19 protein-coding genes are annotated in these 16,494 nt (G+C 43.4%); 15 read left to right on the forward strand and 4 right to left on the reverse strand.

Going from position 1 to position 16,494, the window contains the following annotated elements; all coding sequences use genetic code 11:
• Nucleotides 1–3 precede the first annotated feature (3 nt).
• From fliE to R7O13_RS06810, 3 genes are read right to left on the reverse strand one after another with little or no spacing between them, the layout of a single operon-like run.
• Nucleotides 4–360, reverse strand: coding sequence for a flagellar hook-basal body complex protein FliE (fliE, locus tag R7O13_RS06800; protein ID WP_005375045.1), 357 nt, complete (start codon nt 358–360; stop codon nt 4–6).
• 15 nt (nt 361–375) lie between these two features.
• Complete coding sequence (locus tag R7O13_RS06805; protein ID WP_031778880.1) at nt 376–1,707, reverse strand: sigma-54 interaction domain-containing protein; 1,332 nt, start codon at nt 1,705–1,707, stop codon at nt 376–378.
• The gene (locus R7O13_RS06810; protein WP_318303367.1) at nt 1,707–2,726 is read right to left on the reverse strand and encodes an OmpA family protein; all 1,020 of its coding nucleotides are present in this window, start codon (nt 2,724–2,726) and stop codon (nt 1,707–1,709) included. Before R7O13_RS06810 ends, R7O13_RS06805 begins: the two co-directional genes overlap by 1 nt.
• Nucleotides 2,727–3,105: 379 nt before the next feature.
• Here R7O13_RS06810 and R7O13_RS06815 point away from each other — a divergent pair, with 379 nt between their 5' ends.
• The 9 genes from R7O13_RS06815 (at nt 3,106) to lafA (ending at nt 11,316) form a co-directional block, all read left to right on the forward strand.
• Entirely contained in the window at nt 3,106–3,924 is an 819-nt protein-coding gene (locus tag R7O13_RS06815; RefSeq protein WP_005375039.1) for a FliM/FliN family flagellar motor switch protein, read from the forward strand.
• Nucleotides 3,921–4,292 carry a flagellar motor switch protein FliN gene (fliN, locus tag R7O13_RS06820; RefSeq protein WP_005375038.1) on the forward strand — a complete coding sequence of 124 codons (372 nt, stop codon included), beginning with the start codon at nt 3,921–3,923 and terminating at the stop codon, nt 4,290–4,292. The genes R7O13_RS06815 and fliN overlap by 4 nt, the downstream gene beginning before the upstream one ends.
• Nucleotides 4,293–4,310: 18 nt before the next feature.
• Complete coding sequence (gene fliP / locus R7O13_RS06825; RefSeq protein WP_005375037.1) at nt 4,311–5,069, forward strand: flagellar type III secretion system pore protein FliP; 759 nt, start codon at nt 4,311–4,313, stop codon at nt 5,067–5,069.
• Between the two features lie 12 nt (nt 5,070–5,081).
• Complete coding sequence (gene fliQ, locus R7O13_RS06830; protein WP_005375036.1) at nt 5,082–5,351, forward strand: flagellar biosynthesis protein FliQ; 270 nt, start codon at nt 5,082–5,084, stop codon at nt 5,349–5,351.
• The gene (gene fliR, locus R7O13_RS06835) at nt 5,351–6,127 is read left to right on the forward strand and encodes a flagellar biosynthetic protein FliR (protein ID WP_005375027.1); all 777 of its coding nucleotides are present in this window, start codon (nt 5,351–5,353) and stop codon (nt 6,125–6,127) included. Before fliQ ends, fliR begins: the two co-directional genes overlap by 1 nt.
• The gene (flhB, locus tag R7O13_RS06840; RefSeq protein WP_318303368.1) at nt 6,124–7,251 is read left to right on the forward strand and encodes a flagellar biosynthesis protein FlhB; all 1,128 of its coding nucleotides are present in this window, start codon (nt 6,124–6,126) and stop codon (nt 7,249–7,251) included. Before fliR ends, flhB begins: the two co-directional genes overlap by 4 nt.
• Nucleotides 7,252–7,282: 31 nt before the next feature.
• A complete protein-coding gene (gene flhA, locus R7O13_RS06845) occupies nt 7,283–9,373 on the forward strand; it encodes a flagellar biosynthesis protein FlhA (protein WP_005375024.1) in 2,091 nt (696 codons plus the stop codon).
• 19 nt (nt 9,374–9,392) lie between these two features.
• On the forward strand, nt 9,393–10,163 hold the full coding sequence (locus tag R7O13_RS06850; RefSeq protein ID WP_005375023.1) for an EAL domain-containing protein: 771 nt from the start codon (nt 9,393–9,395) through the stop codon (nt 10,161–10,163).
• Nucleotides 10,164–10,464: 301 nt separating this feature from the next.
• Nucleotides 10,465–11,316, forward strand: coding sequence for a lateral flagellin LafA (lafA, locus tag R7O13_RS06855; RefSeq protein WP_005375019.1), 852 nt, complete (start codon nt 10,465–10,467; stop codon nt 11,314–11,316).
• 70 nt (nt 11,317–11,386) lie between these two features.
• On the opposite strand, the gene R7O13_RS06860 is transcribed toward lafA, so the two are convergent.
• Nucleotides 11,387–11,674: a hypothetical protein gene (locus tag R7O13_RS06860; RefSeq protein WP_025768597.1), complete on the reverse strand. Its 288-nt coding sequence runs from the start codon at nt 11,672–11,674 to the stop codon at nt 11,387–11,389.
• 415 nt (nt 11,675–12,089) lie between these two features.
• Between R7O13_RS06860 and fliD the strand changes: the two genes are divergently transcribed.
• The 6 genes from fliD to R7O13_RS06890 are packed head-to-tail and all read left to right on the forward strand — an operon-like array spanning nt 12,090 to nt 16,493.
• Nucleotides 12,090–13,436 (forward strand): flagellar filament capping protein FliD, encoded by a 1,347-nt coding sequence (gene fliD / locus R7O13_RS06865; protein ID WP_318303370.1) that lies wholly within the window; start codon nt 12,090–12,092, stop codon nt 13,434–13,436.
• Nucleotides 13,437–13,468: 32 nt separating this feature from the next.
• Complete coding sequence (gene fliS / locus R7O13_RS06870) at nt 13,469–13,855, forward strand: flagellar export chaperone FliS (RefSeq protein WP_005375014.1); 387 nt, start codon at nt 13,469–13,471, stop codon at nt 13,853–13,855.
• Nucleotides 13,839–14,159: a hypothetical protein gene (locus tag R7O13_RS06875; RefSeq protein WP_005375013.1), complete on the forward strand. Its 321-nt coding sequence runs from the start codon at nt 13,839–13,841 to the stop codon at nt 14,157–14,159. The genes fliS and R7O13_RS06875 overlap by 17 nt, the downstream gene beginning before the upstream one ends.
• Nucleotides 14,156–15,229 carry a flagellar hook-length control protein FliK gene (locus R7O13_RS06880; RefSeq protein ID WP_213914751.1) on the forward strand — a complete coding sequence of 358 codons (1,074 nt, stop codon included), beginning with the start codon at nt 14,156–14,158 and terminating at the stop codon, nt 15,227–15,229. Before R7O13_RS06875 ends, R7O13_RS06880 begins: the two co-directional genes overlap by 4 nt.
• Nucleotides 15,230–15,251: 22 nt before the next feature.
• On the forward strand, nt 15,252–15,752 hold the full coding sequence (gene fliL, locus R7O13_RS06885; protein ID WP_005375011.1) for a flagellar basal body-associated protein FliL: 501 nt from the start codon (nt 15,252–15,254) through the stop codon (nt 15,750–15,752).
• Nucleotides 15,753–15,764: 12 nt separating this feature from the next.
• On the forward strand, nt 15,765–16,493 hold the full coding sequence (locus R7O13_RS06890) for a FliA/WhiG family RNA polymerase sigma factor (protein WP_005375008.1): 729 nt from the start codon (nt 15,765–15,767) through the stop codon (nt 16,491–16,493).
• Nucleotide 16,494: the final 1 nt, after the last annotated feature.

Consider the following 16,494-nt stretch of genomic DNA (forward strand, 5'->3'; position numbering starts at 1 on the left):
GAATTACACCGGCATCTTCATAATATCTTCAAATGAGGTCACGACTTTGTTGCGCACTTGCATCAAAGCATTAAAGGACAAGCTGGCTTTTTGGCTCGCGACCATTGCACCAACTAGGTCATCACTTTTTCCTGTTTCTACGGCCGTCATTTTTTGACTAGCCACTGATTGATGTTGATTCACTGTATCCAACACATTTGTCATCGCTTGTGAGAACGATAAAGGTGCGTTTAGTGATTGTTGATCTAAAGGATTTGCACTCACGATAAACTCTGGCGGCTGCACTTGTGCCTGCATCGCCTGCATTTTTGACAACATAAGTTGCTCTGCCGAGACCGCATGAGTAGGTTGACTTGCCATCTATTTTTTCTCCTATTAGGCAGCCGAGCCTAGTGCCGACTGTAAATCAATACCATGTTCTCGCATTGCTGCGAGCTTGTAGCGTAGCGCTCGAGTAGAGACTCCAAGCGCGTTTGCGGTTTTCGTTCGGTTTCCACCAAACTGACGTAACTTTTCCAAAATAAACTGATATTCAGCTTGCTTCTTCGCTTCTACATGACCAAAACTTGAAGTTGGCTCTGCTGTAGGAACTGACGCGACAAGCTCAATAGGCAGCATCAGGTCATGGGCTGTAATGTAATCACCATGACGCATAACCAAAGCGCGTTGAATGACATTTTCCAACTCACGAATATTGCCCGGCCAGTGATACTGACTCAGCGCACTAATCGCATCTTGGGATAGGTGACAGCGGCTGCTATCTTGATACTTTTCAATAAAGAATTGGCTAATCGGTAGAATGTCCTCTTTTCTTTCACGCAAAGGCGGCCAGTGCAGAGGCAGCACATCTAATCGATAATAAAGATCTTCACGGAACGTGCCTTTTTGAACTTCCTCACGTAAGTCTTTGTTGGTTGCCGCAATAACACGAATATCGAGCTGAACGGCTTTATGGCTACCAACACGTTCTACTTCACGCTCTTGAAGGACGCGTAACAATTTAGCTTGAACCGCAGGTGACATTTCACCAATCTCGTCAAGCAGAATCGTCCCGCCATTTGCTTCTTCAAACTTACCGCTTTGAGAATTTGTCGCTCCGGTGAACGCGCCTTTTACATGACCGAATAGCACAGCCTCTAACATTGACTCTGGAATGGCGGCACAGTTAACCGCCACAAATGGACCATTGATACGCGGAGAGTGCTCATGCACATATCGCGCCAGCACTTCTTTACCCGTTCCCGATTCACCTGTAATAAGCACACTCGCGTTAGTACATGCTGCACGATGCGCCAATTGCAGAACTTGTTTGCTTCTCCAAGACTCCGCAACAATGTTGGCCATTGGCTTACCTAACGCTTCAACACGTTTAAGCAGATTAACCAACTGATTAGATTCAAATGGGCGTAATAGATAATCAGTAGCGCCCGCTTTCATCGTCTCAGCAGCCAAGATGCCTTGTTCTTGGTCGACAATCGCAATAACAACACCCGAATTTCGCTGCTTTTGGTGACACGCGACAAACTCACGAACACACATATCCGGCAGCGTAGAGCTCACTAAAGTGATTTCTGCTCGCTCTTCAAGCAAAGCGCCTCGACCAGTACGAGTGTGTTTCGCGGTGTAACCTGCATTTTGCAACACATCCAATACTGGTTGAGCAAGAGCTTCATTTGGCTCAACCAACAAAATTTTCGTTTTCGTCATCATTGAACCTTAACTTTCGTTTGTTGATTTTGTGATTGTAGATCTGGGTAGTGTTTCGTAGCCGTATACTCGTTGTCCCTCACTAAACGCAGGGTGACACGTCGGTTTTTTGCTTGGCCATTAACCGAGTTATTGCTGGCAATTGGGTAACGCGAACCATGAGCTCGTGTTTCGATCATCGACTCGTCGACCCCAAGCTCAATCAAAGCGTTGGTGACTTGCTCTGCTCGAGTACGTGACACAGAAAGGTTCGTTAAACTTGAACCAACGTTATCGGTGTGACCGTCGATGAGGATTTTGGTCACTCGATCATCCACAGATACATAGCTATACAGCGCTTCTAGTGTTGCTTTCTGTCCACGACTTAACGTCTTCTGACCAAACTCAAATGAGAGCGCCATATCCCTTGCCTCTGAAAAAGACAATTTAGGCAATCGCGCGCGACACGCATTAAATGATTTCAATGCGTTTTGAATTTGAAGAGTAGGAATCACAATCTCTGAAACAGAGGAAGCATTACTTCCTTTAAGTGACAGCGTCACCCAACTACCCGAAGCAATTGAATCCATGAATTCTTCAGCGCCTTTATTAAAGATGAAACGCTGAGACGGCTTAGTAAATTCAAGGGAGCCAAATTCTTTTCTATAAAGCTCATTACTCCAAGGAGCATTTTGAGTTGTTAAAGCAATCGTTTTCCATTTATTGTTTTCATATTCTATATCGGAAATAAAATAGAATTTATTATTAGGTTCCGCTAGGAAATAAAACTTCCCATAGTCATTATTTGATTGCAACAAGTTGCATTTGAATTTATTTCCCTCATATGTCCATTTAGAGAGGTCCATAGGGATTGTTAAGACTTCTTCTGAATATGACACTTTTGAAAAAATAAAACTGATAACAATAATTGTGTTACAAATTATCAAACGGACATGATTCATGTATATCTTACATTCCCATGACTTAAACCGTTTAATTAAATATGCCACCAAGCCGAGAGAACTGGCATAGCTAATCATTTTAATTACCTATTCTGAATATTAAAATTGGTTACAAAACGCTCAAGAGAGCACGCTTAGCCTCCAATGGAAGCTTTAAGCATAAAAAACAGTATCTTATAATTTATTTATTTGAAGTTGTTGTTACGCCATAAAGGCAATTTAAAAAATCTATAACAACTAAAACGCTCAACATTGTTATTTTATTTATTAAGCGATTTATAAAGAAAACTAACTCTTTTTAAATTTCATTAAAAGATTATGACTATATGAACAAAGCAACATGTGAACTAAAGTCACAATCTTAGAGTTTGGAGCTAAAAGATCATTAAAATTTCTGTGTAGACTACACGCCATTAAGTTAAAACACTTTCGATTGTTAACGCACGGTAAAATATAAATGGAAAATAGAGTTAGCGAGCCTATTTCTGATAGTCAACTACTTGATGTAGAATTATTAGGCAAACCTATTCATATCATTCGTGAGAAGCTCGATAATTTAATTTCAGAATCTTGCTCAAACCTTACGACTGAATTACAAAATTGGCTCAGCACAGGAAAAGTGGAAGCTAGCTTAACCTCAGTAGACTTGCACCGCTTTACATCGGTTGAGATGGACAAAGAGCAAACGTCGACCTATCAACATCAGGAAGGCGGCATGGTATTCATCCATGGTAACCCCCACACGCTAATAAAGTTGGCTGATAGATTTTATGGTGCAAGTGCAGAGCGTTCAGCCGCTACTCTGACGGCCAGTGACTTACGTTTACAAGAGCGCATCAGTCGAATCATCATCGGTTGGCTTGCTCCTGGTGAAATGTGGGACACGGGTGAGTATGAGACCCCTAGAGGTATTGGCATTAACGTTCAATTAAACATTGCGTTTGACGATCATCAAGGCTCAATTCATCTCAAGCTAGATGGTCATCTTATTCAAACGCTAATCGAGCAGCTTGAACTGCAGCCTGATACCGATTTGTTTCAACCTTTCTGTCGTTCTTTAGAGACGACCCCCGTTCGACTGAACGTTGTTCTAAGTAAAAAGAAGATGCCTTTAAGTGATGTGGTTGGCTTACAACCCAACGATATTTTACCTATTGAGCTTCTTAACACGGTTCCAGTAAGCATTGGCAACCAATCTCTATTTACAGGTCGTATTGCCGAGCAAGACGGCCAACTTGTTTTGATCTTTAACCCTGATAAGGAACCGCAGCGATGAGCGAAGCGCTAGAAACTAATGCATTCGACGCAGAAGAACTGAACTTTGATGATTTTCAATTAGAAGACTTTGAAGCCGAAGATACGCTCCAACAAGAACCAGCCACTGCGGAACGTGACCTTAGCTTTTTCAAAAGCATTCCTGTCACAGTCACGCTGGAAGTTGCGAGTAAGGAGATCCCACTTGGGGACTTAATGAAAGCGGGTGAAGGCACGGTTATCGAGTTGGAAAAGCTCAATGGCGAGCCTTTAGACGTGAAAGTAAACGGTTCTCTTATGGGCCACGCTGAAGTTGTCGTTGTCAATGATAAGTATGGACTTCGTCTGATCGATGTACATGACTCTGCATTGAGTGGCGTTGGTCAATAATCTTAGGTAGGCATCACAATGAAAAATCTGAGCGCTTGGCACCGTTGGTTACCTCTTTTGGTATTGGTGTCACTTTTGTTTGCTTTCCCAACAATGGCGGCTGACAACGGCTTAACTATCTTGTCCGTTTCTGATGGCGACACACAACAAGAATACAGCGTTAAACTGCAAATTCTGTTGTTGATGACGGCGCTCAGTTTTCTTCCAGCATTTATTTTGATGGCGACGAGCTTTACTCGAATTGTCGTTGTCCTTGCGATTTTGCGCCAAGCTCTTGGTCTTCAACAAAGCCCACCTAACAGAGTGTTGGTCGGGATCGCTCTCGCATTGACGTTACTGATTATGCGCCCTGTCTGGAGCGATATTTATGAAAATGCGTTTCAGCCATACGACAACGGCGAAATCACGCTAATACAGGCTTTTTCTGTTGCAGAGAAACCAGTGAGAGAGTTCATGCTGGCACAGACGCACCAAAGCTCTCTTGAACAAATGTTACGTATTGCCAATGAGCCTCTCGACCAAAACGTTGAGGATATTTCATTTGCCGTTGTCTTGCCTGCATTTGTCATTAGTGAACTGAAAACCGCCTTCCAAATTGGTTTTATGCTTTTCATCCCGTTTTTGGTCATCGACTTGGTTGTCGCCAGTGTCCTGATGGCAATGGGTATGATGATGCTATCACCTTTAATTGTCTCACTTCCCTTTAAGTTGGTGGTATTTGTACTCGTGGATGGTTGGGCAATGACAGTTGGCACCTTATCTGCCAGCTTCGGTTAACTAGGAGCAGTTATGACCCCAGAACTAACCGTAACGTTATTTTCCGATGCAGTATGGCTGATCATTTTGATGGTTGCCGTATTGGTTGTTCCAGGCTTAATTGTCGGTTTGTGTATCGCCGTATTTCAGGCTGCCACACAAATCAACGAGCAAACACTCAGCTTTTTGCCACGTTTGCTCGTTACCTTATTAATGGTGATTTTTGCAGGTCACTGGATGCTCCGTAAGATCATGGAACTATTTGATTTCTTGTTCCACAACATACCAGGGATGATTGGCTAATGGCCATCACATTTGCAGAGCTCTCGGCGATACTCGGTCAACTCTGGTGGCCGTTTTTTCGTGTGGGAGCCGTATTTATTTCAATGCCTTTCTTTGGTGATGCAATTATTCCTGTTTGGGTTCGTACTTTACTGGCCCTCTCGATCGTTGTCATTACTGGACCGTTAATGCCACCCATGCCACAAGTCGAATTATTCTCTATGACTTCCCTGTTCCTTGCTTTTGAGCAAGCTATTTGGGGGGTAATGTTTGGGTTAATTTTGCACATGCTCTTTAACGTTTTCACCATGCTTGGCCAGGTGATTTCTCTGCAAATGGGCTTAGGTATGGCGATGATGAATGATCCTATTAACGGGCTTTCTGTCGCCATTTTGGGACGCATATTTCTGATTTTCTCAACCTTGTTGTTTCTTGCGCTAGAAGGACACTTACTCGTCATAGATATCGTGATTCAAAGCTTTGTTGTTTGGCCAGTCGGGTCTGGTATCACATCGCTTTCTCTGCAAGGTGTTGTCAATATTTTCGGTTGGATGTTTGCCTCTTCATTAGCTTTGGCTTTGCCCGCTATTGTTTCCATGCTTCTAGCCAACATCAGTTTTGGTGTAATGAACCGAGCCGCACCATCACTTAATGTCTATGCGTTAGGTTTTCCTATGACGATGCTGCTGGGTCTATTCAGCGTACTAATCTCAGTTTCTGGTGTTCCTGGTCGCTACACGGCGCTCGTTCACGACACTATTAGACACTTGAGTAACTTTATGTTGGGGGGAGCATGAGCGATCAATCTTCTCAAGACAAAACTGAAAAAGCCTCACCGCAGAAGGTAAAGAAAGCCCGTCAGGAAGGACAAATTCCTCGCGCGAAAGAGTTTACTACTGCGGTGATATTTCTGGCGGTGGCGCTCTACTTTTACTCTCAGCTTAATAGTATTTGGGAAAGCATGTCGGGTATCTTTCGCTACAACATGATGCTGACGCGAGCCGACCTAGAAAATCCTAAACAACTTGTCGAGCAATTGGGACAAAGTTTAGCGGTCATCATCGACATGCTATTACCATTGTTTACCGTCATTATTATCGTGACCTGTGGTAGTAGCCTTGTGTTAGGCGGTTGGATGTTCCGTCCAGCGAACGTGATGCCAAAGCTGAGCAAAATTAATCCGGCGAGCGGGATAAAGCGCATTTTTTCGACCCGCTCAGTGGTTGAGCTCTTAAAGTCGACGTTCAAAGTAGCCGTGATCTTCGGCATCTTATATGGCTATTTAGACAACCACTTACAGCCATTACTTGGCATGCAAAACCTCCCACTCAGCCAAGGTTTTTCTCTAGTAATGTCCATTCTGTTTGAAGGCTTACTCTTAATGGGCTTCGCCTTGTTGTTATTTGGGGTTATCGACATTCCTTATCAGCGTTGGGAACACCTAAAAGAACTCCGCATGACGAAACAAGAATTGAAAGAGGAATTTAAAAATAATGAAGGTCGTCCGGAAGTAAAGCAACGTATTCGTCAAATACAGCAACAGTTTGCGCGCCGTAAGATCGATAAAATGGTGCCGACGGCTGACGTGATCATCACAAACCCAACGCACTACGCAGTCGCACTGAAATACGAGCCTTCGCTTTCTGACGCGCCCTTTGTCGTCGCAAAAGGCGTAGACGAAACTGCTATGCACATTCAACGTATCGCCCGAGAAAACAAAGTGGAAATCATTAACTCCCCGCCACTTACCCGTTCGATTTATCACACGACGGCGATTGAACAAGCAATCCCAAGCCAACTGTACATCGCAGTGGCACATATTCTTACTTACGTTTTGCAATTGAAAGCCTTTCGTAAAGGTGAGGGAAAAGAGCCAATTCCTTTACCTCATTTTTCGATTCCAAAACATTTGCAGCACTGATTAACCCGCGTTTATCCAAGGACACGAAAGTATGCTTAACCGGTTAAAACAACTTCAAACATCAACCAAAGGCTACGTTGGCATTCCAATCGTCTTGCTAATGATATTAGCAATGGTGATTCTTCCTTTGCCTCCTCTGCTACTGGATGCGCTGTTTACCTTTAATATCGTCTTAGCAATCCTAGTATTGCTGGTCAGCACAACCGCAAAGCGACCATTAGATTTCTCTGTTTTTCCAACTATTTTGCTGGTCGCAACATTATTACGTCTCACATTGAACGTGGCTTCTACGCGAATTGTACTCCTAGAAGGACATAATGGTGGTGACGCAGCGGGTAAGGTCATTCAAGCATTCGGTGAAGTCGTCATTGGCGGTAACTACGTCGTTGGTATGGTGGTGTTCGTCATCTTGATGATCATCAACTTCGTCGTAATCACCAAAGGTGGTGAACGTATTTCTGAGGTTTCAGCCCGCTTTACGTTGGATGCTTTACCAGGCAAACAAATGGCAATTGATGCCGACTTAAACGCTGGCCTTATCGATCAGGAAACGGCTCGCTTACGCCGTAAAGAAGTCGCCAACGAAGCCGATTTTCATGGTTCGATGGATGGTGCATCAAAGTTTGTGCGTGGCGATGCCATCGCAGGTTTGTTGATTCTGTTTATCAATATCATTGGTGGTATCAGTATTGGTGTCTTCGAGCATGGACTCGCTGCGTCTGACGCCTTTAAAACTTATGCCCTACTCACAATCGGTGATGGTCTAGTTGCTCAAATTCCTTCACTACTATTGGCAACGGCTGCCGCGATTATCGTTACGCGAATTAATGATAGCGATAATGGCATGTCGGAAACCATGCAAAAGCAATTACTGGCAACTCCTGCAACGCTATTTACTGTCGCAGGTATTATGGCGGTAATCGGTATGGTACCGGGTATGCCACACCTAGCCTTTTTTGCGTTTGCTGGCGCATTAGCGTTCGCAGGGTGGCGTCAAACCAAGAAGCCAGTGCAAGACTCCCAGATTGAAGAGGTCGAAGCACTTTCACAAGCAATGCAAGACGATGATACACCGCTGACATGGGATGATATTCCTCACGTCCAAACATTATCACTTGCGCTTGGTTACCGACTCGTCCATCTAGTCAACAAAGAACAAGGGGCTCCTTTATCACAACGTATCCGCGGTGTGCGTCGAAACCTTTCTGAACAAGTTGGCTTTTTATTACCTGAAGTTCGTATTCGTGACAACCTGAGCCTCAAGCCAAACCAATACACAATTTCTCTAAATGGCGAAGTCATTGAGCAAGGTTTTATTGAACCAGAGCGTTTAATGGCGATAGCGGTTGGCGAAACTTACGGTGAGGTAGATGGCATTTTGGGTAGCGATCCTGCTTATCAGTTGCCAGCTGTGTGGATTGAGCATCAAGATAAAGCAAAAGCACTTAATATGGGTTACCAAGTTGTCGATGATGGCACTGTTATTGCCACTCATATTAGTAAAATCATGAAGACAAACCTTGCAGAATTGTTTACGCACGACGATGTGGAAGCAATAACCCAGCGTTTGACACAACAAGCCCCGAAACTAGCAGAAGCATTAGCAGCAGCACTTAATCCAGCACAGCAGCTGAAAGTATATCGTCAGCTTTTATTGGACCAAGTGCCACTAAAAGATATTCGCACGATTGCCAACACAATGTTGGAATCCGCGGAAAATACAAAGGACCCGATCCTACTTGCATCTGATGTACGCTGTGCACTAAAGCGTACGCTTGTTAACTTAATTGCAGGACAAAAGAACGAATTAAATGTCTACGCACTGTCTGATGAGTTAGAACAAATGCTACTAACTTCACTGCAACAAGCACAATCTTCTGGTACGGTAACACTAGATAGCTTCCCAATTGAGCCAAACATTCTTGGTCAGTTCCAACAAAACTTGCCATTGATCAGACAACAGCTTAAACAACAGGGGCTACCTCCGATCCTTCTCGTTATGCCACAGCTGCGCCCTCTTCTAGCGCGTTACGCTCGTACATTTACACAAGGGCTGGCAGTATTGTCTTACAACGAAATCCCAGAAAACAAACAAATCAATGTGGTAGGAAACCTTGGTTAATCTTATTTCAACACATGCGATGTACGAACATTTGGTTGGTCTCGCAGTACAACATATCGTCACGGATGACGATCAATTAGTCTTTGATGCTTTAAAACACAATGATGTCCAACACGCATGCCAAGCAATTAGGGAAGCTCAATCAGGAGAAGTAGAATTCCAACACCTGACGTTGAGATTTGGTATGCGTGGAGAACAAAGTGTCTATCAATTCAAACTCTCTGAACAAATGCAGTACTGCCTGGATTTGTTCAGTCTTTACCTTGCACTAAGACAAACACAATTTCAGTTAGAAGCCTTTCATCACGACTTGATTAGTAATGTTGTCGTGCCGATTCGCGTGGATGCATTACTGTGGGAGCCTGGGGTTTATTTCCTCGAACAGACGATTCAATTCCACTCTTCTGCTTTTCAACATGTGATTCCTTCTCTTCAAGCTGATGAAACGTTATGTGATCGTGATAAAGTCGCCACACTCACCAAAAAGTTAAAAGAGAATGCATATTCACTTTGGTTTGAAGTCGCGACATCGCAAGTGAACTTCGAGCGCGTCGCAGACTTTAGTCCCGATATGATCAAATTGTCAGTCACACTAGAGGATAAAGAAGAAAGACACGCTTTCCTACCTATTGCTAAGTTCTTAAGAAAGCATAAATATACTTGGGTTGCCGGACGTGTAGCGAGTCAAACGGAACTTAACCGCTATCGTTTATTGGGTGCCAGTTATTATTTTGGTTATTTCAGCGATATCCCAACCTCTCTCTCCTTTCAGTCTTTTGATGAGGAATAGTTGAAACTCAACCATTTATATTTAAAACAGCACGATTTATTCGTGCTGTTTTTTTATTTATAACGGATAACCACAAGATCATTGGGCAATAGTTTCTTTAACTTAACTAAAAAATTTAGGCTTATATGATGATTTTCCCGGTTTTCATGGAATACAAATCACTAAAAATCATCAATTTTTATCTTTTTTAGAAATTTTTTAATTTTCAAATTAATCATTAAAGCCGACCGACCGCCTCTAGTTAGTGACAAGGGAATATCCCGAGGCCTGAAAGATATAGTGACTAACTAAGGAGACTAAGATGGCTTTATCAATGCACACTAACTACGCTTCGCTTGTAACTCAAAACACAATGAACACAACAAGCGGACTTCTAAACACAGCAATGGAACGTCTAAGCACAGGCTACCGTGTGAACTCAGCTGCTGATGACGCTGCTGGTCTTCAAATTGCTAACCGTCTAGAAGCGCAAACACGCGGCATGTCAGTAGCAATGCGTAACGCACAAGACGGCATCTCTATGATGCAAACTGCTGAAGGTGCGATGGATGAAATGACAAACATCGTTTACCGTATGAACGACCTTGCTACACAATCGTTGAACGGTTCAAACAGTGCAACAGACCGTGCGTCTCTTAACAAAGAGTTCACACAGCTTACTGCAGAACTAAACAACATCGTAGACAACACTAAGTTCGGTGGTCAAAACCTTCTTAAAGGCGGCGGCTTCGGTGCAGGTGACGTAACATTCCAAATCGGTGCATCTTCTGCTGAAACATTGACTGTAAGCGCAAGCGCAGGTATCGGTGAAATCACTACTATCCTTGCTGATGCAGCAATTACAGATGGTATCGATGACGCGACTAAAGCAAAAGCAGCACTAGACAAAATCAGCGGCGCTGACGGTCTAGTAGAAAAAATTGGTAGCTCTCGTGCAGACTTCGGTGCGAACATCAACCGTCTTGAGCACACTATGGCTAACCTTGGTAACATGGTAGAAAACGTTACAGCATCTAAAGGTCGTATCATGGATACAGACTTTGCAGTAGAGTCTTCAAACATGACTAAGAACCAAATGTTGATGCAAGCAGGTACAACTGTTCTGTCTCAAACTAACCAGCTTCCAAGCATGGCAATGTCACTACTACGCTAATTACTTAGTTAATAGTGCGCTTAATTTAAATCGTCTTAATTATAAAGCCTTCCTATGGAAGGCTTTATTTTTATCTACGAATATAAATAGAGCTCGTATTATCTTTGTGAGGTTCAGGCACTCTGAATCCGAACTTCAACATAATATTGAATAAAACCTTATTAAACAGTTCTAATTCTATCGTCTCTAATTTACTTCCTATTTTACTATCTCTAAGTTCAGGAAAATTGAACTTAGCTTCCTTTAAGATACTAGCTATCTCATCAGAATTGATGCTCTGTTTACTTAATAGTTTTTTGTTAATGAACTCTTCATATGCACGAGCACATTTCATCAATCGTAACGCAAATTCATTCATAACTGACATTCTTTGAAACGTAAAAAATTTAATTTTTAGTGAGAACACTTGCACATCGCACTATCAAAATAATATCAGAACGCAATTAATGCACTCTGTAAGAATTATCTGAATCAAGCTGAAGTAAAGGCTGAATATAACGTCTAATTAAAACATCTCTCCTAATTAGAACCGTCAATACAATTAAATATTTTCTTTGTTTAGGTCGCCTTTTCTTATAAGGAAATTACTTTTTCCATGGAGGAAGGCGGAACAAACAAGGTGGAAACACCACTTCCTCCCAAGAAAACAAAATAGCTTTAAACCTTTGTTTTAATTGAATTTAATATACGGCACGCATCTTGCCACTGATAATTAAACTAAGGCGTAGCATTCAAAGTATTCAAGCCAATAAGAGATGAGAGGAGCACACCTCATGAGTTCTTTAGACCCAGTAAAAATGGCAACCCAATTCGCACAATTGGACACAAACCCATTCAAAAACCGTTACCAAGCGCAAGCTAATGTGTACCAGTCACAACTGTCAGCTTTTAATAAAGTTGAAAGCGCACTACGTGATTTTCGTACTGCAATGAAAGAGATGAATAACAGCACAAACAGCATCATCAAAAACAGTGCGACACTCTCTCAAGAAGGTAACTTTACTGCAAACGCGGATGCTAAAGCGCTAACGGGTAACTATCAGATTTTTGTAGAAAAAGTGGCAACGGCGCATCAAGTATCTACAGGAATGCCTGCAGACCTTGAGACGACGACAGAAGTACCAACAACTGGATCTTTAGAATTCACCATCAACGGTGAAACAATGACTCTAGACTTGTCCTCCGTTGATGTTAATGGTGACGGCACTGCAACGATCAGTGATTTAGCCAGTGCGATTAACAATCACACGGATAACCCTGGCGTTAACGCCACTCTAGTTCGCTCGAATGGTCAAACACACTTTATGCTATCGAGCACTGAGACTGGTGTCGAAAATAAGATCAACGTATCTGCATCGGGTACTGGCCAAGCGTGGTTTGAAGACGCCTTCACCAACCTCAAGCAAATCAACGCTCCGCAAGATGCGGTTATGTGGCTAGGTGCAAAAGACTCAGGCCTGAAACTAACCAACGCAAGTAATACTTTTGAAGGTGTCATCGACGGTGTTGACATTACCGTATCTAAACCGCAAGCCGCGGGAGATTCGCCAATCGGTTTAAAAATTGGAGCTGATAGCGAAGGCACTAAAGAACAACTAGATAAGTTTGTGGAAACCTACAATGCCCTTGTTTCTACTATCGATCAGTACACCCAAATTGGCGGTGAAGATCAGAAACGCGGCGTGCTCGCTAGCGACTCGACATTGCGTTCTATTGAGAGTCAGTTAACGGGGTTAATCCGAGGTGAACACAATGGTATGCGCCTAAGCGAAATCGGCGTGAGCCTAGACCGCAACGGTAAAATGAAAGTTGATCAAGAAAAGTTCAAAGAAGCTCAACAAACAAACAGCGCAGGCTTAGAGGCGTTGTTTAATGGGGATGACGCTTTGCTAGATTCTCTTGACGCGATGGTAGAGCCTTTCTTGAAGTTCTCATCAGGCACCTTCAGCACGCGTAAAGACGCAATACAGTCAAGCTTAGACCGAATCAAAGATAAACAAACCAATTTAGAGCGTAAGTACGAAATGTCGTACAACCGCTATCTCAAACAATTCACTCAAATGAATTCAATTATGACCCAAATGAACCAAACCATGTCCATGTTTAATGCTCAAAAATAAGACATTTGGTTCCAAATTTAGGAGAAATATTCATGCTTATGGATTCTGGTTACGATTCGTACCAACAAGTCGATCTCGACGCTCAAGCGGCAGCAGCAAATCCACACCAATTGGTCATCATGTTAATCGATGGCCTACTCGATGAAGTTGAACGTATTCGCGGCCACCTAGCCGCAAATCGTTTGGCCGAGAAAGGGAATGGAATCAACAAATGCATGAACATCTTGATTGGACTAACAAGTGCTTTAGATGATGAAAACGGCGGTGAAATTGCGGAAAACCTACGCCAGCTGTATGACTTCTGCCAAGTCGAACTTTATTACGCTAGCGTGCAAAACGATGCAAATCGCTTGGTTAACGTTGAGCGTGTAATGGGTAACATTCGTGAAGGTTGGATGAATTTTGGACAACAAGCATAAAGTATCGCCAGAGCGATTCCGTCATTTATCTCAGCTCATCCAGTTCGCCGCAAAAACGGCCGATTGGCATGCGCTCAAGCGGTACGACTTGCAGTTGCGAGAGCTTTTGATCAGTCACAAACCTTTTTTGAAAGATCCTAAGCTTGCACCTGAAATCCAGCGAGCGAAAACAGTGCACGCTAATGCCTTCGCAGTATTAGAGAAGTCGACCAACGAGTTGAAAAAAGAGATGAACATGGTCAATGACCATCAAGAACGCGCTATGGCCTATCAATTAGCAATGACCATGGAGCTAACTCAATGATCATAACTTCTTCAACTCAGCACTCGGGTAATTCGCCAGCTAACAATGAGGGTCACATCAAGCAAGCGAACTCGGTACACGGCTTTTCTCATGGTTTTAAATCAGGGAACAAGCAGAATGGTGAGCAAGACTTTAACTCTGCGTCAGCGGTACCGAGTTTTCACCTTACGGCCTCTACTTTGAACAGCGCAAACAAAGTACAAAGTCATGGTTTTGATACTGATGACCGCTCAGCTTCAGATCCGGATGCCAACTTGACCAGTACACTAGGGTTAACAGAATCGACTGATCTTGCAGCGCAAGCTCAAGCTTTAACCCAGGGTATGATTACCATGGCAGAGAAGCAGGCTGAGAAACTAGGAAAAGCGTCATCTTTAATGACTGCGAGCGAAGTTAAGTCTGTTACTCAAGATTCGTCTAACGCTATGTTAAACACATCATCAAAACAAGATGTGAAGCAAAGTCTGCCAACTTCATCGAGTTCGCGTTTGCCTATCTCCGGTGCTGAGTTTCAAACTCTTTTGAATCAACCTGTTCAAGGGCAACCAACCGCCTCTCTACTTCAAGCACAAGCTCCTACAACACAACCTGCACATTCACCGGTTGCGACGAGTCATGTTCAAGCTCAAGGCTCTGAGTGGGCAGCGGTGCGTGTTGATACCACTGCAGGAAAGTGGGGGGAGCAAATGATGCAAGTATTACATGATCGCGTGACGCTCCAAGCTCAACAAAATGTACAAGAAGCAAAAATCCGCCTAGACCCACCAGACTTAGGGAAATTGGATTTACTTGTACGTGTTGAAGGTGACCGATTGAGTGTCCACATCAACGCCAATGCCGCAGCAACACGAGAAGCTTTAATGCAAGTTTCGGAACGATTGCGTACTGAGTTACAAGAGCAAAACTTCGTTCATGTCGATGTCAATGTTGGCTCTGATCAAAACCAAGGTCGAAATGACCCACATGCAAACGAAGAAGACGCCAATATTTTCGCCGCACGAGAATCTGGTGCATTCCAAACCACGACAACAACTAACTATTCAGAACACTGGCTAAGCACTCAAGCTTAGTGAATCTTCGAGGAAAAAGGTTATGACCAAACAACAAATGATCGCCCTGTTTATCGCCATGATCATCACCAGTGCCCTCGTTTCGGCCGTCACAATTATGGGCGGAATCTGGTACTTAAACAAACACGCTCAAGAGTCACCTGACTCTGGTTCACTGATCGAAGACTCTCCACTGTCTTTTTTGGTCACAGAACAACCGACAAGTAAAGGTCCTAGCTTCCATCCTTTGGACAAAGTCGTTTTGACCGTTAAAGGCAAGAAACAGACTCACTTTGTGATGCTAGAACTGGCAATTGAGACACGCCGTCCAGAGCGTATCAAAGAGATCGATGAATACATGCCTATGGTACAAAACTCTCTATTAAAACTGTTTAGCGACAAAACGTTTGATCAGTTACAGCAAGCGGGTGCCATCGATATTCTGCAAGACGAAGTGAAGCAAACGCTTCTACTCGCTTTTGCTAAAACAGACATCGTCCGAGAAATCGACGATGTTTTGTTGACTAAATATGTTGTGCAATAACGGAGCACAACCATGTTAGACATGAATGTACAAGACACTTACACCACAGAAGAGGAAGTGACAACACCGTCACGACCAATTGATGAAAACGCATTGCTACAACGTCATCAGGTCATGGTAAAACGCGTAGTTAACCAGCTGCGCGTTCATGCCACTTCTCACTGTAGTATTGAAGATATGCAGCAGATAGGCCTTATCGCTCTAGTCGAGGCTGGACGCCGATATGGCGATGTTGACGATCCTCACTTTCCTGCTTTCGCCGTTTGTCGAGTTCGGGGAGCTATTTTAGACGAATTACGCCGACTAGATTGGCGTTCACGTAAGACTCGTCAACAAGCCCACGAGCTCAACGACGTGACTCGAGATCTCACTCGAACGTTAGGTCGAATGCCAACGGATGCCGAAATCATCCAGGCTTTAGGGACGAATGAGCAAGATTATTACAACCGCCAAAATGCCGCTCTCGCAGGCGAGATGCAAAGCCTTGACCAACTGATGGAGAGCAGCGGTGATAGCTACATTGGCGGGCAATACGATGGCATGGAACATGAACATATTCGTCGTAGTTTAGACAGTGCTTTGGGTAAATTACCTAAGCGCGATCAACTGCTCCTGACTCTGTTCTATCAACATGAACTCAACTTACACGAAATAGCTCTGGTATTGGATCTGACACCACCTCGTATATGTCAGCTTCACAAACAAGCGCTGAAACAACTCAACCAATTAATGTCCTCTTAGG

The sequence above is a fragment of the Vibrio sp. Y176 genome (genome assembly GCF_033438945.1).